Origin of the sequence: uncultured Aquitalea sp., assembly GCF_945957525.1 — a bacterium.
Taxonomy (GTDB): Bacteria; Pseudomonadota; Gammaproteobacteria; order Burkholderiales; family Chromobacteriaceae; genus Aquitalea.
The window spans coordinates 73,647-99,718 of record NZ_CAMFLA010000015.1; the positions used below are offsets into that span (position 1 = coordinate 73,647).

Sequence of the window (26,072 nt, forward strand, 5' to 3'; positions counted from 1 at the left end):
TCTGCACGTTCCCCGAAGAACCGGGGCTTCGCTCAGCGTTGCCTCGCCGTCAGGCAGGGGGTTCGCTGAATTTGACGCCATTCACACAGCGGCTTTCGCACGCTGGTGCTCAAATTGTTTAAGTCCCTTGCGTCTACCAATTTCGCCATGGGCGCACCGAGTGGCGGATTATGCCAGCACTTGTCGCCCGAGTCACCCTCCCAAAAACCAAATAGCCCCCCTGCTTTCCGGAAATGCCAAAGGCAATTTCGCGTATTGCCCCAGCGCAAGGCTTTGCGCGAAGATGTGGGACTTGTGCCCGGCGCCAGGAGAAACCGTCGGGCAGGACGCCTCGCCGCGTCTGCCGTCACCACTCGCTACAAAGGAATTGCCGCACCATGTTCGAACACGTCGACGCCTACCCCGGCGACCCCATCCTCACTCTGGTGGAAACCTTTCACGCCGACAGTCGCGCCGAAAAGGTGAATCTGGGCATTGGCCTGTATTACGACGAAGCGGGCCGCATCCCGCTGCTGTCCTCGGTGCAAAAAGCCGAGGCCGCCCGCGCCGCGTCGCCGTTGCCACGCCCCTACCTGCCGATGGAGGGCGCCGCCAACTACCGCAGCGCCGTGCAGAAGCTGCTGTTCGGCGCTGAACATCCCGCCGTGGCCGCCCAGCGCATCGCCACCATTCAGACCATTGGCGGATCCGGCGCGCTGAAAGTGGGCGCGGACTTCCTCAAGCGCTACTTCCCGGCCAGCGAGGCCTGGATCAGCAACCCGTCCTGGGACAATCACCGCGCCATCTTTGAAGGCGCGGGCATCGTGGTGCACGACTACCCCTATTACGACGCGGCTACCGGCGGCGTGCAATTTGATGCCATGCTGTCCACCCTGCGCCAGCTGCCGGCCCAGAGCATCGTGTTGCTGCATCCCTGCTGCCACAACCCTACCGGGGTGGATCTGAGCCGCGCCCAGTGGGACCAGGTGGTCAAGACTGTGGTGGAAGGCAAGCTGATTCCGTTCATGGATATCGCCTATCAGGGTTTTGGCGAAGGCCTGGACGAAGACGCCTACGCCATCCGCGCCATGGCCGATGCCGGCGTCAGTTTCTTTGTCAGCAATTCCTTCTCCAAGAACCTGTCCTTCTATGGCGAGCGCTGTGGCGGCCTGTCCATCGTCTGTGCGGATAAGGCGGAGGCGGATCGCGTGCTGGGTCAGATGAAGGCCACCGTGCGCCGCAACTATTCCAGCCCACCGACCCACGGCGGCCAGATTACCGCCGCCGTGATGAACGACCCGGCGCTGTTTGCCGAATGGCAGGGTGAGGTGGCCGCCATGCGCGAGCGCATCAAGGCCATGCGTCACAGCCTGTTTGACGTATTGAGTGCCCGCATTCCGGGTCGCGACTTCAGCTACTTCGTCAAACAACAAGGCATGTTCAGCTATACCGGCCTCAGCCCGGCGCAAGTGGATCGCTTGCGCGAGGAGTTTGCCGTGTATCTGGTGCGTTCCGGCCGCATGTGTGTAGCCGGTCTCAATAGCCGCAATGTCGGCTACGTAGCGGAAGCCATGGCCACCGTGCTGCAGGACTAACCCTCTTATCAAAGGGAATTGCTTGCAAAAAAGCCCGGAAAGTTTCCGGGCTTTTTGCTGACTCACGCGGCTTGACGCCGCACAAAAGCAAGATCAATCCCGCTTGTTGAGATTGAGCGTCAATGTCAGCCCGCCTTCGCCATCATTCACCGACTGTATATTCTTCAGGGTGATGCCAGCCGGCAGCAGTACGCTGATGCCGTGACCCACGCCATAGCGGGACAAGGATTTCTCCAGCCGCTTGGCCATGTTCTGCGCCGGCAGACGCGCTTCTTCGTCCACGCCAAAGCCGTAGGATTCCGCCGCCGCGTCAAACGCCTGGTTTACCTGCTCCTTGGGAACGAATTTCTCGGCAATAGCCCCTACCTGCCCGGCCGACATCTCTTCTTCGTTTTGACAGGCTGCCAGGAACTCATCCTTGAAACGCGCCTGCTCCATCGGATCGACAATCTCTTCGGACAACTGCTCCACCACGCTGGCCACCATGCGGGTGGTCGTGCTGGCGTCCGGCACGCGCATGGCCTTGAGGAAATCGTCCAGCCAAAACTTGGCCTGCTGCCCGCCCCTATCCACCGCATACACCAGCGGGCCGTTTTCCAGAATCAACGCCCCCTTGTCGATCAGCTTGGGGTTGATGCCAGAAGCGTGGCGGATGTCGAACACCTCGCCTGACTCGATAATGGACAGAAAATCGTCGCGCACTTCCGACTTGAACACCCCCAGCGCGCGCAACTCGCGCTCGCCGTCCGACAAGCCCGCAAACTGGATCACGAACAGATCGCCCGCGCTGATATTGGGATGCTGCGAACGCGCATGCAAATGACGGGCCAAGCGCTGGGACAGGGCAAGGAAGTCGATCTCGCCACGGAAAAACTGGCGGCTGAAGTGATAGACCTCGTTCAAATTGAGATCTGTCTCATGAAAAAACTGGTGCTTCTTTTTATCGGACACCACACCGCGCAAATAGCCGGACAGAATCAGCGACGACACTTCATCGTCTACCTCGGTAGTGCGTTCGGACAACTGCAGCGGTTCGCCGCGCGTGGCGTTGCCCACGCGATGCACCACCAGGCGTTCAACACGGGATTCGGCGATCTGGATAGTCATGAATGTGGCTGCGAAAACGAAAAGGAAGCGCGAATTATTCACCGCCTCCCCGTCGATGACAAGCAAAGCCCCGGACATCTATGCCAATACATGACATCTTACTTTTTTCTTCTCGCCGATTTCCTATGCTTCAGGGAAGAGCGTCGACACAGACGACACACACGAAGCCATCAATGACAGCCCGCCAGAATGAGGAATTTCATGAACATCTCGCAACGGCTCATCCTGACCCTGACCATCGCCCTGCTTGCCCTTGTTGCCGTCGGCAGCTTCGGCCTGTGGGAGCAAAAACAGGCCAAGGAAAGATTTACCTATCTCAAGCTCAATACCTTCCCCAGTATCGCCACGCTGGATGACGCGCAGGATGGCTTGACCCAATCCCGCACAGGAACTTACCGGCATATTCTGGACGAAACCGACAATCAGAAAGCCGCTGACCAGAAAGCCATCGATGCCGCCGACAAGAAAATGGACGACGCGCTCTCCCACTACGAGAAGGATCTGATCTCCAGCGACGACGACAAAAAATTGCTGGATCAGGATCGCGCCTTGCTGGCCAGCTACCGTGTGTCGCGCAACGCCATTCTGCAGTTGTCCAACGCGCACAAGACCAGCGAAGCTCAAGCCGCTATCCAGCAAGGTCAGATGCGCAGCCTCACCTCCTCGCTCAACAAGAAACTGCAGGAGCACGGCAAGTTCAACTACGACCTGGCCGAAGGCCTGTCGCGCGACAACGAAACCGCCTATAGCCAAGCTATGCTGTACTCCGTCTCATTGATGGGAGCCTGCCTTGTGGCCTGCGCCTTGATGGGGCTGACGCTATTCCGTCATATTCGCGGCAGCTTGAACACCATACGCACCGTGGTGCTGCAAGTGCGGGACACATTGGACTTCCGCCTACGCGCGCCCACTACGAGACGCGACGAGATAGGTGAAACCGCCGAAGCCTTCAATAGCTTGGTGCAACAACTGCAATCCAGCTTCCAGAGCATCCGCAGCAGCGTGGAAAGCGTGGATCAAGCCATTGAAAGCATGGCTGCCAACACCAGCCAAATCGCCCGCAGCAGTGAAGTACAGAGCGAAGCTGCCGGCGCCATGGCCGCCGCCGTGGAAGAAATGACCGTCAGCATCAACCATGTCTCCGACCGCGCCCGCGAAGCCGCGGGCCAGACCAGCGAAGCCGGGCAAACCGCCACTCAGGGCGGGCTGGTGATTCTTGCCACCGTGGACGGTATTCGCTCGGTCTCCGACTCCATCCGCGACGCCGCCGGTCACATCACGCAACTGCAAACCGACAGCCACACCATCGCCACCGTCATGGGCATCATCAAGGACATCGCCGACCAGACCAATCTGCTGGCGCTGAACGCCGCCATTGAAGCCGCACGCGCAGGAGAAATGGGGCGAGGCTTTGCCGTCGTGGCCGATGAGGTTCGCAAGTTGGCCGAAAGAACGGCCAAATCCACCGGAGAAATCTCCAGCATTGTCAGCAAGATGCAAGCCGGCACCCGCGAAGCGGTCACCAGCATGGAAGACGTGGTCAGCAAGGCCAATCTGGAAGCCGACAGTGCATCCGAAGCCAACGATGCCATCGGCCGCATTCAGAGCAATACCCGCCAAGCCATGGAACTGGTGCAGGACATTTCCGGCAGCATCTCCGAACAGACCAGCACCAGCAATACCATTGCCCAGCGGGTAGAACAGATAGCCCAGATGGCGGAAGAGAATTCCAGCGCCGCCAGCAGCTCAGCCACCGCGGCGCGCGATCTGCATCAGCAAGCGCGCGCCATCCTGCAAACGGTATCCCTCTACAAAGTGTAAACAATAAGTTGGCCGTAAAGCTTGCCAAGGCCGCCCCAAGGGCGGCCTTCACATTACGGCCCTCTCTCTCGCGTTCTGATCAGACTCGGACGCCGCAAGCTGCTTAACTCGTCAACGTAGCCGCTTTCATCAAGCGACGAACCTTGTAACGACCAACCGCAATGCCTTCATGTGCGAGCATGGCAACCAATGTCCGGCTACCGGCTGCGCCGCGACTTTGGCCAAACAGGTGGCGAACCTTGGCACGAAGGGCCAATTGCTCAGGATCGATATCCCGTTGCTGCTTTCGTGCAGCGTAATACGCCGAGTGGCTGATACTCAGCGCATTGCAGGCCATCACAACAGAGAATTGCTCACTTAACTGGTCTACCAGCGCGGACGATTGATTTCGTCTGACATCAAGAGAGCGGTAGCTTTTTTTAAGATGGACTTTTCTTGCTCCAGCCGATGAACACGCGCCTCCAATTCAGGCACATTGCACTCGCGTTACAAAATCGTGGGATTAGGCGCGTCACCGTAGACCAGCTTGGGATCAAAGGTCTTTTCAGTTTCAGCATAGCCAATCCTGCCTGTTTTCAGCTCCACGGTTCGGTAGAAGCAGCTGCGATATCCGACGTGGCAGCTGGCTGGTGCAGCCTTCGGGCCGGTGGCCAGTACTACACGCAGCCACACTGCGTCCTGGTCGTCGTCAATGCGCATTTCAACGACGCGTTGCACCAACCCGCTGGTGGCACCCTTGTACCACAGCATCTTGCGGCTACGGCTCCAGTAATGTGCTTCGCCGCTAGCAATGGTCTTTTTCAGCGCTTCACCGTTCATATAGCCCAACATCAAAACCTCACCACTAACTGCGTCGGTGGTCACGCAAGCAATCAGGCCATCCTTATCAAATTTTGGTGCCAGATCTTGGCTCTCCTCGACCTGTTCGATCGAGGTGCGGGTCTCGAAGCGGATCGAATTTCGGGCTTGTAATTCAGGATTTGGATTGGTCATGGGAGGGCTCCTTGCTTGGCCGATGCAATATCAGCGCTGGTTTCCAGAAAACGGATGGCCTGACCTTGCGGCACGCCTTGTAGCTGCTCGTCTCGCACCACTACCTGACCACGGATCACGGTGTGGATGGGCCAGCCGGTAATGCGAACACCGTCATACGGCGTCCAGCCACTGCGGCTGGCGATCCAGTCATTGCTGATCGTACGCTGGGCAGCCATATCGACCAAGGTGAGGTCGGCATCGAAACCGGGCACTATGCGCCCCTTGCCTTCGATGCCGAAAATACGTGCCGGGCCTGTGCTAGTCAGATCAACCAGGCGCTGCAGGCTGAGCCGGCCGGCATTCACGTGATCAAGCATCAAGGGCACCAGTGTCTGCACGCCAGTCATACCGCTTGGCGATTGTGGATACGGCTTGGCTTTTTCTTCCAGGGTGTGCGGTGCGTGGTCGCTGCCTATTACGTCGACCACACCATCGCGGATCGCGTGCCACAGCGCATCCTGATGATGCTTTTCACGCAATGGCGGGTTCATCTGCGCCAAGCTGCCGAGACGCTCGTAGCAGTCGGGCGCATGCATACTCAGGTGGTGCGGCGTGGTCTCGACGGTAACGCGGTGCTTGTGCTGGGCCAGAAACCCCATTTCTTCAGCTGTGCTCACATGCAGCACATGCAGGCGTCGGCCAGCTTCGGCGGCAAGGCAAACAATGCGCTGCGTAGCAAGCAATGCGCTTTCAACATCGCGCCAGTGGTGATGTTCACGTACATCACCGCTGACCTCGACCAACTTTTTACGCTCACGCAGCCGGGCTTCGTCCTCGGCGTGCACCGCCATACGGCGGCGGCCGTGGCGCAGGATGCGGCGTAACACATCCTCCTCGTCGGCCAGCAGATCGCCGAAGGAGCTGCCCATGAACACTTTGATGCCTGCGCATCCTAGAAGGTTTTCCAATGCACCAAGCCGCTCGGCATTGACCGCCGAGCCACCGATATAGAAGGCGTAATCACACCATGATCGCCCATGTGCAGCATCAAGCTTGGCTTGCAGGTCGGCTTCACACAACGTCAACGGCTGGGTATTGGGCATTTCGAATACGCCGGTTACGCCACCAAGCACCGCGCCACGCGTGCCGCTTTCCAGATCCTCCTTGTGCATGAGACCGGGTTCACGAAAATGCACCTGGCTGTCGATCACTCCTGGCAGCACATGCAGGCCACTGGCTTCTATCGTGGTTTTGGTGCTCCAGCTTCCGCGCAGATCGCCCAGCGCGACGATTCGACCATCAGCGCAGGCGACATCGATACGCTCGGCACCGTTCGGCGTGATGACCATGCCGCCGAGCACCAACAGATCTGCGTGGCGAGCTTGCCTAGCCGCAATGAAAGCGTGGTTTTCAGAAGTCATGACGACCCTCTTTGAACCAGGTTATGGCGTTTAGCCGCTGCGCTTCGCCATACAGTTCGACGAACCTAGCGGTCATAGGATCGCTGCCGGTGTTCAGTGCCGCGATGCGCGCCTCAAGATATGGCATGGTGAGCGGCTGACGACAAATGACTGTGATGCAGTGTCGCCATTCTTCATACGTTTGAGGAATGTGAGCATGATTCATGGTTCATTCCTGTCTAATGCGTTGAAATGGACGCCAAGTCGGGCGCACAGTGCTTGCAGCACGGCCTGTCGTGCTGCGAAATCAGGCGCCTTGGCGACGCCCTTTAAGTAAGCTACCGCCTGTGCCAGCGGCAGTACGCCCAGATCCTCGCCATCACGGCTGCGGATGGCTATGGCGCCAGCATCACGCTCCTTGTCGCCGGCGACCAGCAGGAAGGGGACGCGCTGCAACGTTTGCTCACGGATCTTGTAGCCGATCTTTTCGTTGCGCACGTCGGTCTCGGCACGTAGCCCGGCACCACACAAGAGTTTCGCCACGTCATGCGCATAGCTGGCGTGATCTTTGCTAATAGCCAGCACCACAACTTGCACCGGCGCGAGCCAAGCCGGTAATTTGCCGGCGTGATGCTCGATCAGAATGCCGATGAAGCGCTCCAGCGAGCCGAACAGTGCACGATGCAGCATGACTGGGCGCTTGCGCTGACCGTCCTCGTCGACGTAATCGATGCCGAAGCGCTCGGGCAGATTCATGTCCACTTGCAGCGTGCCGCATTGCCAGTCGCGGCCGATAGCATCGCGCAGCACGAATTCGAGCTTGGGACCGTAGAACGCACCTTCTCCGGGGCTGATCCGGTAATCCAGGCTCATGCGTTGCAGTGCCTGGACCAACGCGCCTTCGAGCAGATCCCAAGTGGCGTCGGTGCCCATACGGTTGTCGGGGCGGGTGGAAAGCTTGATGCGCACGTCGTCGAAACCGAACTGGCGATAGATGTCGAGCACCAGCGCCACCACATCGCGGCATTCGGCGTCCATCTGCTGCGGTGTACAGTAGATGTGCGCATCATCCTGTGTGAAATGGCGCACGCGCAACAGACCATGCAGTGCCCCCGAGGGCTCGTAGCGATGTACCTTGCCGAACTCGCCCATACGGATTGGCAGATCGCGGTAACTCTTTATGCCATGTCGGTACAGCAGCACGCTGCCGGGACAGTTCATCGGTTTGATCGCCAGCGCCCGGCCATCCTCGGTTTTGGTGGTGAACATGTGATCGCGATAGCTCTGCCAGTGACCGGAGATTTCCCACAGGCTGCGATCCATTACATCGGGTGAATTCACTTCCACGTAGCCGGCTTGATCCTGGCGACGACGCATATAGGCGATTAGCTGCTGGAAAACCACCCAGCCGCGCGTATGCCAAAACACCGCACCAGGAGCATCTTCCTGGAAGTGGAACAGATCTAGCTCGCGACCCAGCTTGCGGTGGTCGCGCTTTTCGGCCTCCTCAATACCCTTGGTGTAGGCGTCGAGCTGCTTCTTGTCTGCCCAGGCCGTGCCATAGATACGCTGCAGCTGCTCGTTCTTCGCGTCACCGCGCCAATATGCGCCGGAAAGCTTGGTGAGTTTGAAGTGCTTGAGAAAGCGCGTGTTGGGCACGTGCGGGCCATGGCACATGTCCACGTACTCTTCGTGGAAATACAAGCCCATCTGCACTTCATCGGGCATGTCGTGTATCAGGCGCAACTTGTAGTCCTCACCACGCGCACTGAACGTGCGAATCACCTCGTAACGCGGTAAAAAGCGCTTGATGACGCCGTAGTCTTTCGCGATCAGCTCACGCATGCGTGCCTCGATTGCGGACAGATCATCGGGAGTGAAGGGGCGCTCGCAGGCGATGTCGTAGTAGAAACCTTCCTCGGTCACCGAACCGATCACCATCTTCGCGCTCGGGTATAGTTGCTTGACGGCATGGCCAACCAGGTGAGCACAGGAGTGACGGATGGTCGCCAGCCCCTCGTCGTCCTTCGGGGTGATGATCTGTACCGTCGCATCCCGGTCGATCAGATCGCAGGCGTCCACCAACTGGCCGTCAACCTTGCCGGCCAAAGTGTTTTTCGCCAGCTCGGCTCCGATAGCTGCAGCCACCTCTGCTACGGTGACCGGTTCGTTGAAGTTGCGCTGTGATCCGTCGGGCAGTGTGATGGTGAGCTTCTGAGCTGAAGCAATGGAGGCCATTTATTGCACCTTTGGCTGGAACGGCAATGACGACTGGTGCAGTACGATCCTAACTCTGCCGTCATCGCAAATTTTGAAGACAAAACTCTTGTTGACGAAAATATGGCTATCGTCATCGCTGACGAGGTAGACATTGCACTGCGCGATGGCGAGATCGCCATGAAGTACATAGTCGAGCTTGTTGAACCAGACTCTCACCCAAGGCTTGAGCTTGAAACCCTTGTCGTTCGGAAAGTCGGGGTTGCCTCCAATGAAATACGCCAGCGCACCCTCCTTGGTCGGGCGATAGGTATGCGGACCGAACGCCAGAGTGGGCTTGAAGAGCACCTTGCCCTTGTCGTAGTCGTAGTTGTCGCTGAGTATCTGCGTTACAGCAGCCACCACATCGCCGCCTTCGGAATGGATCCTCCCAATCCGGACGACGTTGTCGCACCACAGTTGAAGTGACTCGACCACCAACTGGTCGGTGAAAGCTCTTCTGGTCATATTCTTCTCTTGCCACTGCGCCAAAATAAGTTTGTGGCAAATGTTCGCGCGGGTTTCTACTACGAATCCTAAGTGGGCGCTCCGCTTGTGCTTGTCGTCACCACGTAAGTCCCTCGCTGGTGCCGAATACGCTGAAGCCTGCCAAGCAGCAGGCACACCTTGTCCAGGACGACCGCCACCACCAGAGGTGGCAGGCACCACTACAGCATGGCGCTGATGATGATGCCGGCATCCGCCTCTACGATCTATGGCATGTACAGCTGCAGGTACAGTGGATAGAGCAACATCTGCAGCACAAAGTTGTGGCAGCCGCGCGACGCCAAGGAAACGCAAGTTTCTGGCGGTTTGCAACAGCGCGCCAAAGCGTGCGCCCAACCAGTAGGCGCCGCGTTGGTCGAGCACCAGCTCACCGAATTTGCTGATCATGACTAATGCATCGGCCTGCTCGGTTTGCAGCCTGACAGGGATAAGGTCGGCCGATTCTCTGCTCATGCGCCCACCCTTTGCGCAGCCGGCAAGGCCCAGGCCACCGCATCATGCGGATGCAGGCTTTCCAGATGCCGCACGTAAATGACGGGCTCAACATAATCACGCAGCGCCGCCTCAATATGACGGGCCGCATCTTCGACAAACATCAGATTTTGGCCATTGAGTGCAGCGAATGCCTGTTCGTCGGCACGCTTGACTGCCGTTTGCACCGGCGTGCCCACGGCGTACTCGATACGGTCGACCAGTTCGAGCAGACAAAACGTTGGCGCGTCTCGAGCCAAATCAACGGCAACTTGCGCTTCGCTGCGCTGGCTGTGCGGCGTCGCGAGCGTGGCGTTGCTGCGCAGCCAACCAGCCACGCGCGCTGGATCAACGCGGCGCAGGCCAGCGAAGTCCTGCATAAACGCTTGTTCGATGATCTGCCGCGAAAGTGCGGCCGAGCAAGGGCAGGTCGATGAATAAGTTACAGTCAGTCGCAAGCGACAGCGGAAAGTGCCGTCGATAAGCGTGGCGTCCAGCTGCACCGGGTAGGATTTCCAGCCTGACAAACCCTGCGTGACCAGTGCCGGCCGTTGCACCAGAAGATCGAAGCCAATTAGCAGCCGCGCGTTGCGCGTTTCACAGTCGCGGTGGCTATCGACCATGCCCTGCAATACCCGCAAAAGCCCAGCCGGAGACAGTGCCGCATCATCTCCCAGCGTTTCGAGCAGACGGTACAGCCGGGACATGTGGATGCCCTTCACATGCGGTGCCGGCAGATCGACCTGTGCGTCGACTCTAGCATGCAGCTCGCGCCGATATCCGCCCTCGGCCACGGTGACCGGCAGGTCGATACCCTGCATGCCAACCCATGCCAAGGCGCTCAGCCTAGGTGCAATGTCAGTCAGTGAAATGTCTGGAAGTACTGCGCTCATGTTTGAAATCCATTTTGATTGGCAAAATTGCTCCGCTACCACCCGAATTCAACACCGCGGCACTAAGGCACAAAATGCCTGTCCAGCCAGAGATGCAAAGCCACAGTAAGAAGGAGACAATCCATTGGATATGTGATTGCAGCCATTTCCTATCAATGGGTTTGGGCATATACCCGATGAAAATTCGCCTAGCGAGGCAACAGAGCATTTGACTTTGGCCTTTCCCCGTGTCTCTGTACTTCAGTTGGTGCCAGGTGTTACTGCTAGATCTGACCAGTCGCGAAAATCATTGAAATGCGCCTTGGGTGACTCAGCTTGGGGAGCTCGGTCAAATCAGTGCAAGTCAGGAAACGGGTTGCACCATGTTGTCCAGTCCGCAGGGCCTTGGGCCATTTCCTCGTCGGTTAGCAAACAGGCATCAAAGCGGCTGCGTAACTCTGCCTCGTCCATACCCATGCCGATCAGTACCAGTTCCTGGCGGGCATCGCCGACCTGCTCATCCCATTCCTCGTAAATCCGTGCAATGGTTTCTGCATCGTCAGGCCATTTTTCTTTCGGCACCGACACCCACCAATAGCCAGCAGGCTCGAATCTTGCAACCGGACCCGCCTGTGACCAGGCGATAGCCAGCGCCGAATGGCTAGCCAGCCAGAGATAGCCTTTCGAGCGAATCACTCCCGGCCACTCGTTATCGCTCCACTGCTTGAACCGGTCCGGATGGAAAGGACGGCGGGCCCGGTAAACAAAGCTGCCGATTCCGAACGCTTCAGTTTCCGGTACATGTTCACCGCGCATTTCCTGCAGCCAGCCCGGGGACTGGGATGCCTGTTCAAAGTCGAACAGGCCTGTTCCCAGCACCCGATCTAGAGGAACGTGCCCGAAAGTGGCAATCTCGATGCGTGCCCGCGGATTGAGGCTGTGCAAGATGCCCATCAGGCAGTCACGCTCGGTTGCGGTGACTAGGTCCAGCTTGTTGAGCACGATGACATCGCAAAACTCGACCTGTTCAATGAGCAAATCTACAACCGTACGCTCGTCTGCCTCGCCCAGTGACTCGCCACGCTCTTTCAGGCTGTCTTTCGAGCTGTAGTCGCGCAGAAAATTGAAGGCATCAACCACGGTGACCATGGTGTCAAGCTGGGCGGCATGGTTGAGGCTGCGGCCATCTTCACCCGCGAAGGTGAAGGTTTCAGCTACCGGCAGCGGCTCGGAAATGCCTGTCGACTCAATCACCAGATAGTCGAACCGCTCCTCTTTGGCCAAGCGTTCGACCTCAATCAGCAGGTCTTCCCGTAAGGTACAGCAGATGCAACCATTGCTCATTTCGACGAGTTTCTCCTCGGTCCGCGACAGCTGTGCACCGCCGTCTCGTATAAGGCTGGCGTCGATATTCACCTCGGACATATCGTTGACGATGACCGCGACCCGTCTCCCATCTCGGTTATTGAGGATGTGATTGAGCAGCGTGGTCTTGCCTGCACCAAGAAACCCGGACAGTACGGTGACCGGCAAGCGGTTAGTATTAGTAGTGGCATACATGTAGTTTCACCCATATTGCTATTGTATTCGCATTAGCTTTTTGAGATTGTATTCGCAATAAGAAGCCGGCACAATCCCACAGGCGATACCGCCAACGATGCCCGACGGGCGAGAGTGCTGAACATATATGGAACGAAGAACCCGACAACATCAGGCCATTTTTGATGTGATGACTACCGCCGAGCGCCCATTACTGGCGCAGGAAATTCTGGCGCTGGCCTCAGAGGCTGTACCGCAGTTGTCCATTGCCACCGTGTACCGAAACCTCAAGGCCTTGCAAGACGAGGGCACCATCAAGCCGGTGGTGCTGCCAGGCCAGAACCCGCGCTATGAGCTGGCCAGCTATGGGCACCATCATCACTTTCAGTGTCGCCGGTGTGGGCGGGTATTTGATTTCAAGGCCTGCCCGGGCAATCTGGAACACCTAGCGCCAACAGGATTCACGGTCGAAGAACACGAGATCATCTTGTACGGGCAGTGCCGCGATTGCGTTGTTACTAAGGCAGATCACAGCAGGCCACTAGCAGGCTGTTGAAATACTGTCGTCTCCCGCACCGATCAGCGACGATGCAGACAAACACTCATGACGGAAGGTTGCACCATGCGTGGAGCGGACGGTTATAACGAAGCGTTGTTCACCACCATTCGGCTTGAGGAATTCGTTCCGGCCAACCAGCCTCTGCGTCCCATCCGCGCCTGGTTCAACGAAGCCCTCACCAACATGAATGCCCGCTTCTCGGCTATGTACGAGGCCGATGTCAAAGGCGGACGGCCAAGTATGCGCCTGAAAAACTGATGCGTGCCATGCTGCTCCAAGTGCGTACAGCATCCGTGGCGAGCGGCAGCTGGCCGAGTAGATTTCCTACAACCCGCCGTTCCGTTGGTTCGTCGGTCTCGACATCGAAGATCCCATGCAAGGCAGGAAGGCCTACAGGAGCCGGGTCAGTCCAGCTACTCAATACAGGGGGGATGTCGGCCTCGTAATAGGCGTAAAAAACCCGCCGTTGGGGCGGGTTGGTGAACTGCCTATTGGCATTGTTGCCAATAGGGGGCGTCTGCATTATTCACTGCTTTATGAAGACATCCACTCTCGAATCATTGTCTAATTGCTTGCTGCCAACAATTGCTTGGTATGTTCCATTTGCTTTAATTGCGGCCAAGCCTTGATTAAATTTAGAAAGCAAATTAAGGGAGTCTGGATACTTCCAAGAGACAATCAAATGCAGGGTTCCTATCCGAATGGGGGCATCAAGCATGGCAAATTGTTTTTCTCGACCTGGAAAGAGTTGATGGATGATGTGCCATCCATTTATCTCATCAGCGGGGACAAAATCCACACGCCCATTAGCAAGCTTCTTGAAGGCATCCTGCTCGTTGGGGGAGAGGTCAGTTTTAAGTGACTCTTCGGATAGCTTTGTAACGTACCAATATCCAAGGGTACCTCCAATGGTGAACTCTCTCAGTTCAGGGAAGGTTTTAAAATTTGGCTTCGACTTGAATTTTGATTTCAGATAAAAAAAGCGTGATTTGGTTTGCATTAATGAGTCAGAGTAAAGAAATTCACTCGCTCTTTCATGATCCCATGCATAAGGGTACGCTGCGAAGTCTTGACCTGATCGCACCCTTGACTCAGCTCGCAACCATGGGTAGTAGGCAATGCTAGCTTTTATTCCTGCCTCAATACAGGCTGCTTGAACTATTCTATTTACAGTGCCGCCATCTGAAATATCTCGGGATACATAAGGCGGGAATTCCCCTGTAGCAAAAGATATACTCGCAGCCGAAAAAGCAATACTGCTTATTGCAATGAGAAGTAATGATGTTATGGTTTTAATCAACATTGACCTCGCTAGTCAGGATTGATGCAGGTTGCTTGTCTTTGGATAGTATAGTGTTTTCTGTGGAAGTATCTTTTGAATTTAACTTTAAAACAGGTTTAATTTACACTTGAAGCCGATGTGAGTGCTGTGATCTGTCGAAATTGGATGCTGCATTTGAGTTTGAGAATCAGTTCCATATCAAAGAGCCCGCAGGTCTAGCTAGCAGGCTGTTGAAATACTGGCATCTCGTGCACCAATCAGCGATCGATGCAGACAAACACTCATGACGGAAGGTTGCTCCATGCGTGGAGCGGACGGTTATAACGAAGCGTTGTTCACCACCATTCGGCTTGAGGAATTCGTTCCGGCCAACCAGCCTCTGCGTCCCATCCGCGCCTGGTTCAACGAAGCCCTCACCAACATGAATGCCCGCTTCTCGGCTATGTACGAGGCCGATGTCAAAGGCGGACGACCAAGTATCACGCCTGAGAAACTGATGCCGGCCATGCTGCTCCAAGTGCGTACAGCATCCGCGGCGAGCGGCAGCTGGTCGAGCAGATTTCCTACAACCTGCCGTTCCGCTGGTTCATCAGCCTAGCCAATGAAGACTCCGTCTGGAACCACTCCGTATTCAGCAAGAATCGTGACTGACTGCGTCATACGCAAGCAGATGTAGGAATGCACCCGGCTGATGGTCTTTTCAACAGCCTGCTAGTGGGCAAGTTCGCAGCGTGGTATACGCTCGCGGCGTGTCAGTTTCTGCCGGTGATTACTGGCACTGCCTATTTCCGCGGTGCCGGAGCGGAATTTCCAGCGGGTACCGGCAGCCTTGAGGTAGGCTGTCCGCATGAGAAAACTTCCACCGCTTGGGGCGCTCCGGGCTTTCGAGGCCGCTGCCCGTCATGGTCATTTCGGCAAAGCAGCTGCCGAACTGTGTGTCACCAACAGTGCGATCAGCCATCAGGTGCGCTCGCTTGAGCAGGTGCTGGCGTGCGCGCTGTTCGAGAGGCGGGGACGACAGCAATACCTGACGGATGCCGGTTTGCGTCTACTGCAGGAGGTTCAGCACGCTCTAGACATGATTGCCGAGGCTTGCGGCAATGCCGCTAGGCCCGGCATGAACGGTACGCTCAGAATCTCGGTGCCTGCGGAGTTGGCTCACCGTCTTTTTACCCGAGTGACGGCCGAATTTGCTCAGCGCCATCCGGGCTTGCACTTGCATCTGCTGGTGCATGATAGCGATTCGGATGTAGTCAACCTTGCCGCCGACATCACCATCCTGTATGCCATAGGCCATGCCGACTGGGCACGTTACTGGGCGCAGCCCTTTCAGGCCATTGAGTTTTTCCCGGTGTGTCATCCCTCTTTACTGGAAGGCGAGCAGGGCTTGCGCAGCCCGTCCGACCTCGCCCACTGCTGCCTGTTGCACGATGATGCAGACGGCAAGACGTGGGCAACCTGGCTGGGCACGTTTGCCGCAGATTTGCCGATGCCGCAACGGCATATACATTTTGCCCACTCAGGGCTGGCGCTCGAGGCTGCATTGCAGAAGCACGGGATCTGCCTAGCCGATGCGCTGACTGCTGGCGAAGAATTAAAAAGCGGGCGCCTAATCAGACCTTTCCCGGGGGCGGTGCCTTCTCCTGGCAACTACTATTTGCTAGCCGAACGCCGCAAGCGCGAAGATCCCCGCCTGGCAGCCTTCGTGGCCTTTTGCCGCTCCGCTGGTTTTATGTGTGAAATGAATTCATCCAAAGTGGAGAATTGATCAATAGTCGAGTAGAAAAATTCACCATAGCCTGTAGCCATGCAAGCCGAACCCTGTCGGCAACGCTGTCCTCACCTGGAGCATACGCATGGCACGCACTATCACTTCTATTCCCTTGCAAGACGGTTTTCGCTGCCCCGGCGAATTTGAAACTAAGGCGGGCTGCTGGCTTGGCTGGCCCGAGCGCACCGATGTCTGGCGCAATGGCGGCAAGCCGGCCCAGAAAGTGTGGGTGGCCATCGCCAGCGCCATTGCGCGCAGCGAGCCGGTGACCGTCTGCGCCTCCGCCGGGCAGTACGCGAATGCGCGCGCCATGTTGCCGTCGCAGGTACGGGTGTTGGAAATGACTGTCAATGATGCCTGGTTCCGCGATACTGGCCCGGCTTGGCTGCTGAACGAGCAGGGAGAAGTGCGAGGGGTGGATTTCCAGTTCAATGCCTATGGAGGTCTGGATAGCGGCATTTACTTTCCTTGGGACCGGGATGAGCAGATCGCGCACAAGATTCTGGAGGTGGAAAATACTGATCGTTACTGTGCCCCCATCATTGCAGAAATGGGCGGGATCCAGTGCGATGGCGAGGGGACTGTCATCACCACCGAACAGTGCCTGCTCAACACAAATCGCAATGCTCATCTGGGCAAGGAAGCGGTTACGCAGCACCTACTCGACTACCTTGGGGCCAGCAAGGTCATCTGGCTGCCACGCGGATGTAAATTTGATGAAACCGACGGGCATATCGATGATCTGGCTTGTTTTGTCCGACCTGGCGAGGTGGTACTGCAGTGGACGGATGACCCGGAGGATCCCCAGCATGAAATTTACCAGGAAGCCTACGACATTCTATCCAGTACCACTGATGCCCGGGGGCGCCGTCTGAAGATCCACAAGATGCAGGCCCCTGCCGCCCTGATCTGGACCGAAGCGGAGGCCGCCGGGCTGGATCATGGGGATGCCGCCCTATCGCGGGTGGCTGGCACGCGTATCTGTGCGTCCTATATCAACTACTACGTAGGTAATAACGTGGTGGTGGTGCCCGAGTTCGGCGATCCCAACGACCTCCCCGCCCAGCAATTGCTGGCCGACCTGTTCCCACAGCATCAAATCATCGGCATCCCCAACACCCGTGAAATCCTGTTGGGCGGCGGCAATATCGCTTGCATCACCTCCCCGCAGTACGCCGGATCTAGACGGCAGCCCTGAACCGCCAGGTCATTAACCGTAATACAAGCCGCTGCCCGCTCTTGCGCCAGGGGGCGCGGAACCTGCTTTGCCTTTGGGAGAGTCGACATGAATGCAACTATCCGCGCCGGCTGGCTGGCGGGCCTGCTGAGCTTGGCCGCGCCTTATACCTCCGGCCAGTCGCTTAATATTTACAACTGGTCAGATTACATCGGCGACAAGACGGTAGCCCGGTTTCAGCAAGAGACCGGCATTACCGTGAAGTATGACGTTTACGATAGCAACGATACCCTGCAGGCCAAGTTGCTGGCAGGCAGGACGGGATACGACATCGTGGTGCCTTCGGCCAACTTCATGGCCAGACAGATTCAGGCCGGCATTTATCAGCCGCTGGACAAGGCAAAGCTGCCCAACCTGGTGAATCTGGACAAAAACATCATGCGCCTAGTGGCGGACGCCGATCCCGGACAGAAATACAGCGTGCCCTGGGCTTGGATCACCATCGGCCTGGGTGTCAACGTCGAGCGAACGCGAAGCGCGCTAGGCACCGAGTCTCGCATAGACAGCTGGGATCTGCTATTCAATCCGGCCAGCCTATCCAAGTTGAAAAGCTGCGGGGTATCGATACTAGACGAACCGACCGATGTACTCCCCGCGGTTCTGCACTATCTGCATAAAGACCCAAACAGCACCAGTCCAGCGGATTACCAAGAAGCTTTTCGGGTCTTGAAGAAAATCCGTCCCTATATCACCCAGTTCAATTCATCCGGTTATATCAATGATCTGGCCAACGGTGATGTGTGCGTGGCCATGGGCTATTCCGGCGACGTCAACATCGCTCGGCACCGGGCCATGGAGGCGCGCCGACCCTACCGCATAGACTACATCATCCCGGCCAGCGGGGCCCCGGCCGGCTTCGACATGATGGTGGTGCCCAAGGATGCCCCCAATCCGGCTGCTGCCATGGCCTGGATCAACTTCATTCTGCGGCCGCAGATTAATTCGGAAATCACCAACAAGGTGTACTACCCTACGGCCAATCTGGCGGCTAGGCAGTTTGTCAAACCAGAGCTGGCCAACAACCCGGCCATCTACCCACCGGACTCGGTGATAAAAACGCTGTTCCTGCTCAAGCCCTTGCCCTCCGACATTCTGCGGCTTGAGCACCGACTATGGAGTGAATTGAAAACCGGACGTTAGACTGGCCGGCGCTCATGATAACTACGACCTCTGCGATGAGCCGGTGGCAGACCTCGGCAAACGACGGCCTGTCAACCATCCCACTCTGGGGCCGGCCCAGCCGGGCTCACCAGCCAGCCACCGAATTCCAGCCCATCGATGGCGAGGATGTCCTCCGCGCTCAGGCGTAACTGACCAGCGGGCTAGTCATGTCCGATCAGGTGAAAGCTGTTCTTGCCGATATCTAGGCAGAGGGTGACGGTTGCCATAATGTACCCGTTAAGATGAAAAAACAGCCCAGTAGATTTGGCCTGCTGGGCTGTTTAGGTCAGCCTGGCCAGCCCCGGCTCCTGTAGACAATCCACCCGCCTATCTTTTGCCATCAGGAGCACCGCTCCGGACAAGTCGCCATGCCATCATCCCCAGTGCTGCGACTGCTGCGATCAAGGACGCCCACAGCACGGTGCGGCGAGTCGCATCGGAGGGAACATCTGTTTGCTTATCCGCCCCCGTAGACAACAAGGCACCCAAGCTGGCATCGCGAATCTCCGGATGCTCGCCCACTAGCAAGGCATCCTTGCTCAAGGCGGTAGACGTCAGAGCTGCATTACCAACTCCCAGCGTAAAAGGCGGAGACCCTCGCGCGACAAAGGTCAGCACCGCTGGCCGCCAACCCAGCGACAACTGTGGCATCCCTCCGCCAATCCCGCCATTGCTCATATCTACCAGCATCCGCCAGTAGCGCTGGGACACGGTGTCAAACCTCAAAGATGAAGACACCCGTTCCCCATTATTGCCTTGCAGCCGAAACACGGTTCCACTCGCCACATCATGCCATGGCGACTTGGCATCGCCGCGGCTCTGAATTGTCACGCTCGCAATAGTATTGCTCTGCGGCAAGCTGATTCGAAGACTCTCTACCGGGTATGCGCCATCGCTTTCAAATAAATACTCGCCAGAAGAAGCGCCAGCCCTGACCTGTGCCGCCTCTTGCCAAAGCAAGGCCTTGATAGCCGCATCTGATGCAGACTCTTGAGTACTACTCTCTACCTCAACAGCCGCGATCCCAGGCATACCGTCCGGCCAACTCAATCTAAGATAGCGCTGCTTCACGCCATCAAGTGCAACCCGCTCCTGAGTTAGCTGCTTGCCGCCCGCAGACACCTTAAGCAAAGTGGCATCGGCAACCGCTTGCCATTCATTCAAATCATCACCGGCCTCAACATGAATACGACCTTGATACCGCTCGTCTCGCAAGCGGATCCACAAGGCCACCGCCGCGCCGCCCTTACCCAGATCAACTAAAACAGCATCACTATCACGCTTCGTACCGGGGGTCGCAGCCACCTCGGCCCGCAAGGTGCCATCCGCACCAACCGAAACGCCCAGGCGCGTCTTGTCGCTAGCCGCCCCCTCAGACGGAACAAGGAACCAAGCAGCTGGCTTGAGCAAAGTTTGCCGAACAGGTACTGGCTTGGGCTGCTCCAATGAGAACGGTACCAACTCACCCGCCCCATTAAATACGCGCAAGTCACCCAGATCGCTCCGTTTGCTTGCGGCATAGACCTGATGGGGCAAAGTCAGCCGAAAATACGCACCGCGACTGTTCAAATCCAGCGCATATCGCTGGGAAAATGAAATCAGTGGCACATCTCCCGCACAAGCCACGCCCATCACGATGCCTAGGCAGGCTGCAATTAACTTACGCATCATTCGCCTCTCTCAACATGCTCGGCAGTCTTTGGAGGCAATGGTGAGAAATAACCCACCAACAAAAGTAGAACGCCGACGCCAATGAAGGAGACAATCCGCTCTACGCCCTGTACATGTGACAGGTCGAACAAAAACAGTTTGAGTACAGTAATCGCAAGCAAGCCCCCCCCTACGAACCACAACAAACGCGCACCTCGTCGAGTAGCAAATATTTGCGTGGCCAACGCACACAAAGTCCAGAACACCGTCAATGCAGCCTGAACAAGCATTGAGTGGGACATGTCTTCCAGCGTATAGGGTATCCCCGTCCAGTGATGCAGCGTTCTCAGCATCATGGCGTTGAGCCAGAGGAAAGCAGTGGCTCCTGCAGCCGCCAGCAGCTGCATGCGGTATTGATCAAGCTGCTTGCCCAAGTGGCCCAAACGAGAGAACCAGAAAGCAATAAGGATGTAGATCGCCAGCAGGACCGCGTCCAGCGGATTTAGCAAGGGCACGCGCATCCAGTCGCCGCCGGGTTGAGTAACGTTCGCATAAAGCGACCATAACCACAGCACCAACATCAACGGCATGGAAGCCGCCACGCAAGTGTTCCTCAGCCGTTCGGCGCGCACTACCCACATGGCCGCAAAGGCAAACCCACCCCAGCCAAGCATGAACACCTGTTGCCAACGAAAAGTACTCAGGACCGTTTCTGGCTCGTAAGGAGTGCCAAACCTGTGATGCAAAGTGCGAAGCAACAAGGCGTTGAACCACAGGAAAATCGTGGCAAGCCCAAGATAATCCACGGCAACCGGCTGCTGAGCGATGCCAAGTTGACGTAGTCGGCGACCCCACGCAGCCACTGCAATGAAAGCCAACATCTGGGCGACATCCATAGGATTGAGCAGAGGAAGCCAGAACAAGGGTGTTGCGTCACCATCACTCCCAGTGCTGGCGATACTCCAGCCCCACAGCAGCAACGCTAGTGGCACAGCACCCCATAGCTGGTACGACCGAGCATAAGCCTGTACCGGCCAACGCAACCGCGAGCCCAAGGTGGATACGGTCAGCAGGCAAAAGCCAAGGCCATATGCCCAGGCGCTCCAGCTCCAAGCCCCTTCCGGCACATATTCCCGCAGGCGCCAATATCCTTCAAAAGCCAGCAAGCCACAGAGCGTCCAGAAGCTCAGCACATGAAGAACAGCGTATCGCGGCTGTGAAGTAAATTTGTCGTCAAGGCTTCTACCGGACGGCAAGCGCCACAAAATGCCATAGATCGACGCCAAAGCCAGCGGCCACGCCACCATACCCAAGCCAGTCAGCGGCGCGCGATGCACCACAAATAAACCAAGCGTCAGCCAGGCTATAACTGGCGGTAGCGCTCGCGCCACCTTCTCCGGCAGTAACCAACCAAGCCCACATCGCGCAGCATGGGCCAACCACGCGGTCAATACGGCGAAAAGCACCAGCGCCGGCAGTATGAACGAGGCTGTCTGAGCAGGCGCCAGTCCTGCTGCATGAATGACGACTTCGCGGATACCAGCAGCACTCCACCAGCACAGCCCCCAAATAGCCGCCACAGTGCCAAATCCCGGCAACCAGGTCAGCCACTCACGCGCATCGCTGCGCACCTGCAACCACCAGCCAACAAACAAACCTGCCAACGCAATCATCAGCATTGCCAGGCAGGCACTATTCAGCACAGGTAATGCAGCTTCGCTGCCAGGCTCGGTCAAAGACACCAAGAACGCCAATGCTGCCGCCAATTGCATCAACAGCCCAAACAGCAGAGGCAATAGCCGGCGCTGACGTACAGATAGCCACAGAATAGCCGCTCCCTCCAACGCCCAGGCCGCACTGGTTGTCTGTCCAGAAAAGGCAAACGGCACCGCCAACGTGGCAAAAATTACGCCCAGCGCCAAAGTCGAATCAAACAGCAAGCCCAAGCGTTGCCGCTGTCGCGCCAGACCAGCCGTCACCAACAAATAAAAGGCAGACAAGCCTACCGCGCTCCAAGCCAAGCCAAACGGCATGGACTTCACCAGCGCGCCTTGCAACAGCGTCGCCACAATCGGTGTACCAAACACCAATGAGCCGTCTACATAGTGCTTGAGCGCCAACTCGCGCCGTATGGCATACAGGAGCGCAATACCGACATACATGAGGAAAAACAGCACAAGGAACGGTTCAGTGCTGGCAAACAACTCGGGCCGATAAGCCGTCGCCCCCCACGCTGCGCCAATCACAAAGGTAAAAACAAAGCCCAACAAATTGAGCGATCGCCAGGCTTTGAACCAGGCAATGGAAAGGATGCCGGCATTGAGCAATGCGTAATAACTGAAAAGCGCAACATGGCTCCCCCCGCCGCTGGCCACCAGCACAGGCGCAAGAAAACCACCGGCGCTGCCCATGAAAGCTAGCGGCGCGGCATCCTGCCGAATCGCAAGGAAAGCACTCAACGCGCATATCACCACCAGCAAAGGCAAGGCCGCGCTGGCGGGAATCAATGCGTACAGTTTTACGGCTGAGAACACAGTGAGGTACAAGACCCCTACTCCACCACCCTGTAGCACCAGACCATATGCAGCGCGGTGGGCACGCAAACGCCAACCGATGGCCAGCAAGGCCATTGCACCAACAGCCGTGCCCGCCAAACGGAACTCAATGGGTAGCAAGCTGTTGTCCGCAGCATACTTGAGCAGGAAAGCTACGCCGAAAAAGAGCACGATAATGCCAATACGCACCACAGTATTGCCACCCAGCAACCAATCGCGCCCCGCCTTGAAAGCACGTTCAATAAACCCGGGAACCTCAACCACTGGGGAAGGCTGGCTTGACGGCTCTGTGCTTGCTACTGCGACAACTGATTCTGCTCCAGCATACGCAAAGTCAGGCAAAGGTTTCGATTCGACCTCTATCGGGGCTTCATGGAATACGGCATGCTGAATGCTTGTTTCAACTGGCTGAAAGGGCTCATATTTCACAGCGTCAGCCGTGTGCTCCGGATCCGGGCTTGCCAGGTAATCTGGCGTTTGCCGCATGAGTCTCTCCAACTCAATGCTGAGCGTATCCACTCTAGCTTCAAGATAGCTAACCCTCTCGGCCAGCGTCTTGGCCTCTGCAGTCTCGGCGGTAAGAGGGTAGCGCTTTGGCGTATTCTGACCGTTTTTCAAAACGGTGCTACCCAACCAGTACCCCAAGCCCGCAGTCACAACGCCAGATAAATTGATTGACCAATCATTGAAAAACGCCAGCACAACACCTAATAAATACCCAGCTACCGCCAGCCCCCATCTCATCGACATTTCCTTATATCAATACCAAAGCCATCGGCAAAATTCAGCAAAAGCGTCAAATTAAAACGATACAAAACCTCAAAACAAATGCACAAGCCAACACGACCGCACCTACCGCAAACCACTCAGACTTATTGTTTAATTTTTCATAAACACTTACAGACTTCCCATCAGTGCTAATCATGACCAAACGTCCAGCCCCTTTATGCACAGCAAAGTAGTCACTCACAATTACTCTTTCACCCTGAACCACTTTAATCGCAAGTGTACAAGACGATTTTTTCAGACTCCAGCCACCATTGACATACTCTGGATGCCCACCTAACCAACTATTAAATACATTATCCTTAGCAAATTCAAATTCATCGAACCTTGCATAACGTTCACCAGACCACTCCCCCATCAGCTGAGCTTCTTTTACTTCACACGTCTCTGCCATTTTAATTATTTGCAAGGCCAAATCCTGAATCCTGCTCTTGTACTTACCATCCAAAAACTCAACAGTTTTACAAGTGCTTCGAACATCAGAAAGCCATACCTTCTGACTTAATTTTTCAGCATCTAAACTATCAGTCAATACAATCTTAGCTGCATAAAATTTATTTAAATCCTAGTCCAGCTTAAGAAGACCTGAATTGCTGCAAATTATTTTCTCCTGAAGTGACCTTACCTTAATACAATCTATGGCAAAAACCCGCATAGGCACTATAGAGATAACAACCACCACCCAAAACATGAAAAAATTTCTCATATCGAGCACCCTGCTTTTCTTTTTTATTGAGCTGACGTGCGAATGTTGAAATTTGCGCCAACCCATTCGAAATGAGGTATTTCACACTCTTTATTTGCTCCCTACTGATCGCATAGTAGAGTGGTATTTTTTCATCGTATCTATCTTAGTCAACACCACCCCTGCATTTACTATTTAAGTGATCACGTCAATGTTTTTTTATTCAACCGCATATACTAGCGGAGTCTTGGATAGGCCATCAAGTTCGTGGTTTATTTCGCTGCTATTGGTCTTTATAAGTTTAGCAACAATCTCAATGATTCCATTTTTTATTATCAATTTTCAACCATTACCACCTAGTAGCACAAAATCTGGCTGTACAACAAAAGCCTTTATGAAGTGAAATCTGTAAAATATTTACATATACAAAAGCGGTTAGTGCTGTAAGTGAGTATCCATTCCATAAATCTAAACTTTGTTGATCTAGATGTAATTTTCTAATGCCTATTCAGTGCTGCTCGCATTTCTACTCGTCTGTTCGGCGGCAGTTTTAGAACATAATCCATTGCTTTGTGGTTATATTTGTCAACATCATCCACGGAGGCTCCATGGGCCACTAGATAGGCAACGATGCCAGGGGAGGAGTCAAGTACTGCCACCATCAATACGGTGATCTCACTCATGCGTGTAGCGGCATTTACGTCTGCCCCCTTCGCAATCAAAACCTGCACAATGTCCATATCCTTGGTGGCTATGGCATAAAATAATGGCGTATTGCCATCGTAACCATCGATGTTTGGATTGGCACCTGCCTGCAGTAATGCCTGCACCGCAGCTCGGTTTCGCGCTTCAATTGCGTAGATTAGTGGCGTCTTCGAAACGTCGTCCAGAGATTGGTCAATATTACAGTTCTGGTTCCTGATATAATTATTTACAGTTGGAGTATCAGCATGTTTTATTAATTGCTGCCAGTCGTGCTTGCTGCAGGCTGCCAGCGTCTGCTGAGACAGTAGTAGCAAGGCACAAATTCCGACAAGATGATTGATTTTCATTTAGAAACTCCGAAAAGTCTTTACCCACACATCCTAGGGCCGGCTACGCAGTGGGGGGAAGTAGGTCCATGACGTATCATGAAGCTTGGCGTACTCTGAGGCGGATCGAGGGGTATATAAATATACTTTCCTTCATAATTTTGGCTTCTCTTTCGCTAACAGCGGCTGCTTCATTGATTTAGCAGAACGTATACAAGCCAAAATCAAGACGAAAGCGCATAGCACTAGTGAAAAATAACATAACAGAAAAAATGCATTAAATTTAAAATTAAAAAATATAACGTGTACTTTTTTGATAGCTTATTTAGGCTACTATCCCGCACGACTTCGCTATATTTTTTCTTGTATTTTGTAGCCAGTGCATACAATGCAAATCTATCAGAAAAAAACCATGCAATCGCCATTGAGAGGGTGAATGCCTTAAAGGCAACAAATATATCAGCACTGGCAAATATCTGCCTTTTGCATGCATTGTCAGTAATCGCAGCACAGTAGCGCAGGCCTGATAGCGATATTAACAATATGATTATGGCTACAAAGGCAAAAAACATGGACACAAACCGACCCAGCATACCCTCCCAAAGAAAACTGCTCTTATTACCACTAAGTGATTTGTGATAATTTTTATTTAAAAAATAACTGATGATAGAAATGATTGCCATCTGAAATGCAAGAAAAGAAGCGAAATACATTTTACCCCCCCGCAGGTTATTTTCTTTGCTGTTTCATGTTTTATTTCACAAGGTTTTGCTGTACAAATCGATTGGACTAAAGCACCCCTCAAGCGGACTTATTCCACACGGACCATTTCG

General features: G+C 55.4%; 20 protein-coding genes and 3 pseudogenes. 8 read left to right on the top strand and 15 right to left on the bottom strand.

What is annotated here, in order from left to right; translation table 11 throughout:
- The first annotated feature begins 377 nt into the window (after positions 1-377).
- The gene (locus Q0P52_RS14635; RefSeq protein WP_293813742.1) at positions 378-1,574 is read left to right on the top strand and encodes an amino acid aminotransferase; all 1,197 of its coding nucleotides are present in this window, start codon (positions 378-380) and stop codon (positions 1,572-1,574) included.
- Positions 1,575-1,667: 93 nt separating this feature from the next.
- Here the strand turns inward: Q0P52_RS14635 and Q0P52_RS14640 are convergent, their stop codons facing one another.
- On the bottom strand, positions 1,668-2,681 hold the full coding sequence (locus Q0P52_RS14640; RefSeq protein ID WP_293813743.1) for a nucleoid-associated protein: 1,014 nt from the start codon (positions 2,679-2,681) through the stop codon (positions 1,668-1,670).
- A gap of 201 nt (positions 2,682-2,882) precedes the next feature.
- Here Q0P52_RS14640 and Q0P52_RS14645 point away from each other — a divergent pair, with 201 nt between their 5' ends.
- Positions 2,883-4,502, top strand: a complete 1,620-nt coding sequence (locus Q0P52_RS14645) for a methyl-accepting chemotaxis protein (protein WP_293813744.1) — start codon at positions 2,883-2,885, stop codon at positions 4,500-4,502.
- A 103-nt stretch (positions 4,503-4,605) separates the two neighbouring features.
- Here the strand turns inward: Q0P52_RS14645 and Q0P52_RS19345 are convergent, their stop codons facing one another.
- The 8 genes and pseudogenes from Q0P52_RS19345 to zigA all read right to left on the bottom strand — a co-directional run bounded on the left by Q0P52_RS19345 (position 4,606) and on the right by zigA (position 12,543).
- Positions 4,606-4,839 (bottom strand): IS3 family transposase, encoded by a 234-nt coding sequence (locus Q0P52_RS19345; RefSeq protein ID WP_366062469.1) that lies wholly within the window; start codon positions 4,837-4,839, stop codon positions 4,606-4,608.
- A 149-nt stretch (positions 4,840-4,988) separates the two neighbouring features.
- Positions 4,989-5,495: a phosphoribosyl-AMP cyclohydrolase gene (gene hisI, locus Q0P52_RS14650; protein ID WP_293813745.1), complete on the bottom strand. Its 507-nt coding sequence runs from the start codon at positions 5,493-5,495 to the stop codon at positions 4,989-4,991.
- A complete protein-coding gene (locus Q0P52_RS14655; protein WP_293813746.1) occupies positions 5,492-6,898 on the bottom strand; it encodes a dihydroorotase in 1,407 nt (468 codons plus the stop codon). Before Q0P52_RS14655 ends, hisI begins: the two co-directional genes overlap by 4 nt.
- Positions 6,888-7,103: a hypothetical protein gene (locus Q0P52_RS14660; protein WP_293813747.1), complete on the bottom strand. Its 216-nt coding sequence runs from the start codon at positions 7,101-7,103 to the stop codon at positions 6,888-6,890. Before Q0P52_RS14660 ends, Q0P52_RS14655 begins: the two co-directional genes overlap by 11 nt.
- A 104-nt stretch (positions 7,104-7,207) precedes the next feature.
- A pseudogene (gene thrS / locus Q0P52_RS14665) lies at positions 7,208-9,115 on the bottom strand (threonine--tRNA ligase); the annotation flags it as partial.
- The gene (locus Q0P52_RS14670) at positions 9,116-10,093 is read right to left on the bottom strand and encodes a hypothetical protein (RefSeq protein WP_293813748.1); all 978 of its coding nucleotides are present in this window, start codon (positions 10,091-10,093) and stop codon (positions 9,116-9,118) included. It abuts the pseudogene before it with no gap.
- Entirely contained in the window at positions 10,090-11,004 is a 915-nt protein-coding gene (gene folE2 / locus Q0P52_RS14675) for a GTP cyclohydrolase FolE2 (RefSeq protein ID WP_293813749.1), read from the bottom strand. The genes Q0P52_RS14670 and folE2 overlap by 4 nt, the downstream gene beginning before the upstream one ends.
- A gap of 333 nt (positions 11,005-11,337) precedes the next feature.
- Positions 11,338-12,543 (bottom strand): zinc metallochaperone GTPase ZigA, encoded by a 1,206-nt coding sequence (gene zigA, locus Q0P52_RS14680; RefSeq protein WP_293813750.1) that lies wholly within the window; start codon positions 12,541-12,543, stop codon positions 11,338-11,340.
- 127 nt (positions 12,544-12,670) lie between these two features.
- Here zigA and Q0P52_RS14685 point away from each other — a divergent pair, with 127 nt between their 5' ends.
- Together Q0P52_RS14685 and Q0P52_RS14690 are read left to right on the top strand one after the other, a co-directional pair.
- Complete coding sequence (locus Q0P52_RS14685; RefSeq protein WP_293813751.1) at positions 12,671-13,078, top strand: transcriptional repressor; 408 nt, start codon at positions 12,671-12,673, stop codon at positions 13,076-13,078.
- A gap of 66 nt (positions 13,079-13,144) precedes the next feature.
- Positions 13,145-13,397 (top strand): annotated as a pseudogene (locus tag Q0P52_RS14690) (IS5/IS1182 family transposase); the annotation flags it as partial.
- Between the two features lie 210 nt (positions 13,398-13,607).
- Here Q0P52_RS14690 and Q0P52_RS14695 read toward each other — a convergent pair.
- Complete coding sequence (locus Q0P52_RS14695) at positions 13,608-14,384, bottom strand: transporter substrate-binding domain-containing protein (protein ID WP_293813752.1); 777 nt, start codon at positions 14,382-14,384, stop codon at positions 13,608-13,610.
- A gap of 280 nt (positions 14,385-14,664) precedes the next feature.
- On the opposite strand from Q0P52_RS14695, the pseudogene Q0P52_RS14700 reads away from it, so the two are divergent.
- The 4 genes and pseudogenes from Q0P52_RS14700 to Q0P52_RS14715 all read left to right on the top strand — a co-directional run.
- Positions 14,665-15,011: pseudogene (locus Q0P52_RS14700) on the top strand (transposase); the annotation flags it as partial.
- Positions 15,012-15,210: 199 nt separating this feature from the next.
- Complete coding sequence (locus tag Q0P52_RS14705) at positions 15,211-16,131, top strand: LysR substrate-binding domain-containing protein (protein ID WP_293813753.1); 921 nt, start codon at positions 15,211-15,213, stop codon at positions 16,129-16,131.
- An 88-nt stretch (positions 16,132-16,219) separates the two neighbouring features.
- A complete protein-coding gene (aguA, locus tag Q0P52_RS14710; RefSeq protein ID WP_293813754.1) occupies positions 16,220-17,332 on the top strand; it encodes an agmatine deiminase in 1,113 nt (370 codons plus the stop codon).
- 87 nt (positions 17,333-17,419) lie between these two features.
- Positions 17,420-18,511 carry a polyamine ABC transporter substrate-binding protein gene (locus Q0P52_RS14715; protein WP_293813755.1) on the top strand — a complete coding sequence of 364 codons (1,092 nt, stop codon included), beginning with the start codon at positions 17,420-17,422 and terminating at the stop codon, positions 18,509-18,511.
- Between the two features lie 348 nt (positions 18,512-18,859).
- Here Q0P52_RS14715 and Q0P52_RS14720 read toward each other — a convergent pair whose 3' ends face one another.
- From Q0P52_RS14720 to Q0P52_RS14740, 5 genes are all read right to left on the bottom strand, one after another.
- On the bottom strand, positions 18,860-20,203 hold the full coding sequence (locus tag Q0P52_RS14720) for a DUF3999 domain-containing protein (RefSeq protein WP_293813756.1): 1,344 nt from the start codon (positions 20,201-20,203) through the stop codon (positions 18,860-18,862).
- Positions 20,200-23,481: a DUF2339 domain-containing protein gene (locus Q0P52_RS14725; RefSeq protein ID WP_293813757.1), complete on the bottom strand. Its 3,282-nt coding sequence runs from the start codon at positions 23,479-23,481 to the stop codon at positions 20,200-20,202. The genes Q0P52_RS14720 and Q0P52_RS14725 overlap by 4 nt, the downstream gene beginning before the upstream one ends.
- A 52-nt stretch (positions 23,482-23,533) precedes the next feature.
- Entirely contained in the window at positions 23,534-24,055 is a 522-nt protein-coding gene (locus tag Q0P52_RS14730) for a hypothetical protein (RefSeq protein WP_293813758.1), read from the bottom strand.
- A 650-nt stretch (positions 24,056-24,705) separates the two neighbouring features.
- On the bottom strand, positions 24,706-25,260 hold the full coding sequence (locus Q0P52_RS14735; RefSeq protein ID WP_293813759.1) for an ankyrin repeat domain-containing protein: 555 nt from the start codon (positions 25,258-25,260) through the stop codon (positions 24,706-24,708).
- 224 nt (positions 25,261-25,484) lie between these two features.
- Positions 25,485-25,952 carry a hypothetical protein gene (locus tag Q0P52_RS14740; RefSeq protein ID WP_293813760.1) on the bottom strand — a complete coding sequence of 156 codons (468 nt, stop codon included), beginning with the start codon at positions 25,950-25,952 and terminating at the stop codon, positions 25,485-25,487.
- Positions 25,953-26,072: the final 120 nt, after the last annotated feature.

What these genes read in the sequence shown, in the direction of transcription:
- Q0P52_RS14635 (WP_293813742.1), top strand. Translation starts at nt 378, where the DNA reads ATGTTCGAACACGTCGACGCCTACCCCGGCGACCCCATCCTCACTCTG.
- Q0P52_RS14655 (WP_293813746.1), bottom strand. Translation starts at nt 6,898, where the DNA reads ATGACTTCTGAAAACCACGCTTTCATTGCGGCTAGGCAAGCTCGCCAC.
- aguA (WP_293813754.1), top strand. Translation starts at nt 16,220, where the DNA reads ATGGCACGCACTATCACTTCTATTCCCTTGCAAGACGGTTTTCGCTGC.
- Q0P52_RS19345 (WP_366062469.1), bottom strand. Translation starts at nt 4,839, where the DNA reads ATGGCCTGCAATGCGCTGAGTATCAGCCACTCGGCGTATTACGCTGCA.
- Q0P52_RS14685 (WP_293813751.1), top strand. Translation starts at nt 12,671, where the DNA reads ATGGAACGAAGAACCCGACAACATCAGGCCATTTTTGATGTGATGACT.
- Q0P52_RS14720 (WP_293813756.1), bottom strand. Translation starts at nt 20,203, where the DNA reads ATGATGCGTAAGTTAATTGCAGCCTGCCTAGGCATCGTGATGGGCGTG.
- Q0P52_RS14735 (WP_293813759.1), bottom strand. Translation starts at nt 25,260, where the DNA reads ATGAAAATCAATCATCTTGTCGGAATTTGTGCCTTGCTACTACTGTCT.
- hisI (WP_293813745.1), bottom strand. Translation starts at nt 5,495, where the DNA reads ATGACCAATCCAAATCCTGAATTACAAGCCCGAAATTCGATCCGCTTC.
- Q0P52_RS14715 (WP_293813755.1), top strand. Translation starts at nt 17,420, where the DNA reads ATGAATGCAACTATCCGCGCCGGCTGGCTGGCGGGCCTGCTGAGCTTG.
- Q0P52_RS14695 (WP_293813752.1), bottom strand. Translation starts at nt 14,384, where the DNA reads ATGTTGATTAAAACCATAACATCATTACTTCTCATTGCAATAAGCAGT.
- Q0P52_RS14670 (WP_293813748.1), bottom strand. Translation starts at nt 10,093, where the DNA reads ATGAGCAGAGAATCGGCCGACCTTATCCCTGTCAGGCTGCAAACCGAG.
- folE2 (WP_293813749.1), bottom strand. Translation starts at nt 11,004, where the DNA reads ATGAGCGCAGTACTTCCAGACATTTCACTGACTGACATTGCACCTAGG.
- Q0P52_RS14725 (WP_293813757.1), bottom strand. Translation starts at nt 23,481, where the DNA reads ATGAGATGGGGGCTGGCGGTAGCTGGGTATTTATTAGGTGTTGTGCTG.
- Q0P52_RS14660 (WP_293813747.1), bottom strand. Translation starts at nt 7,103, where the DNA reads ATGAATCATGCTCACATTCCTCAAACGTATGAAGAATGGCGACACTGC.
- Q0P52_RS14740 (WP_293813760.1), bottom strand. Translation starts at nt 25,952, where the DNA reads ATGTATTTCGCTTCTTTTCTTGCATTTCAGATGGCAATCATTTCTATC.
- Q0P52_RS14640 (WP_293813743.1), bottom strand. Translation starts at nt 2,681, where the DNA reads ATGACTATCCAGATCGCCGAATCCCGTGTTGAACGCCTGGTGGTGCAT.
- Q0P52_RS14645 (WP_293813744.1), top strand. Translation starts at nt 2,883, where the DNA reads ATGAACATCTCGCAACGGCTCATCCTGACCCTGACCATCGCCCTGCTT.
- Q0P52_RS14705 (WP_293813753.1), top strand. Translation starts at nt 15,211, where the DNA reads ATGAGAAAACTTCCACCGCTTGGGGCGCTCCGGGCTTTCGAGGCCGCT.
- zigA (WP_293813750.1), bottom strand. Translation starts at nt 12,543, where the DNA reads ATGTATGCCACTACTAATACTAACCGCTTGCCGGTCACCGTACTGTCC.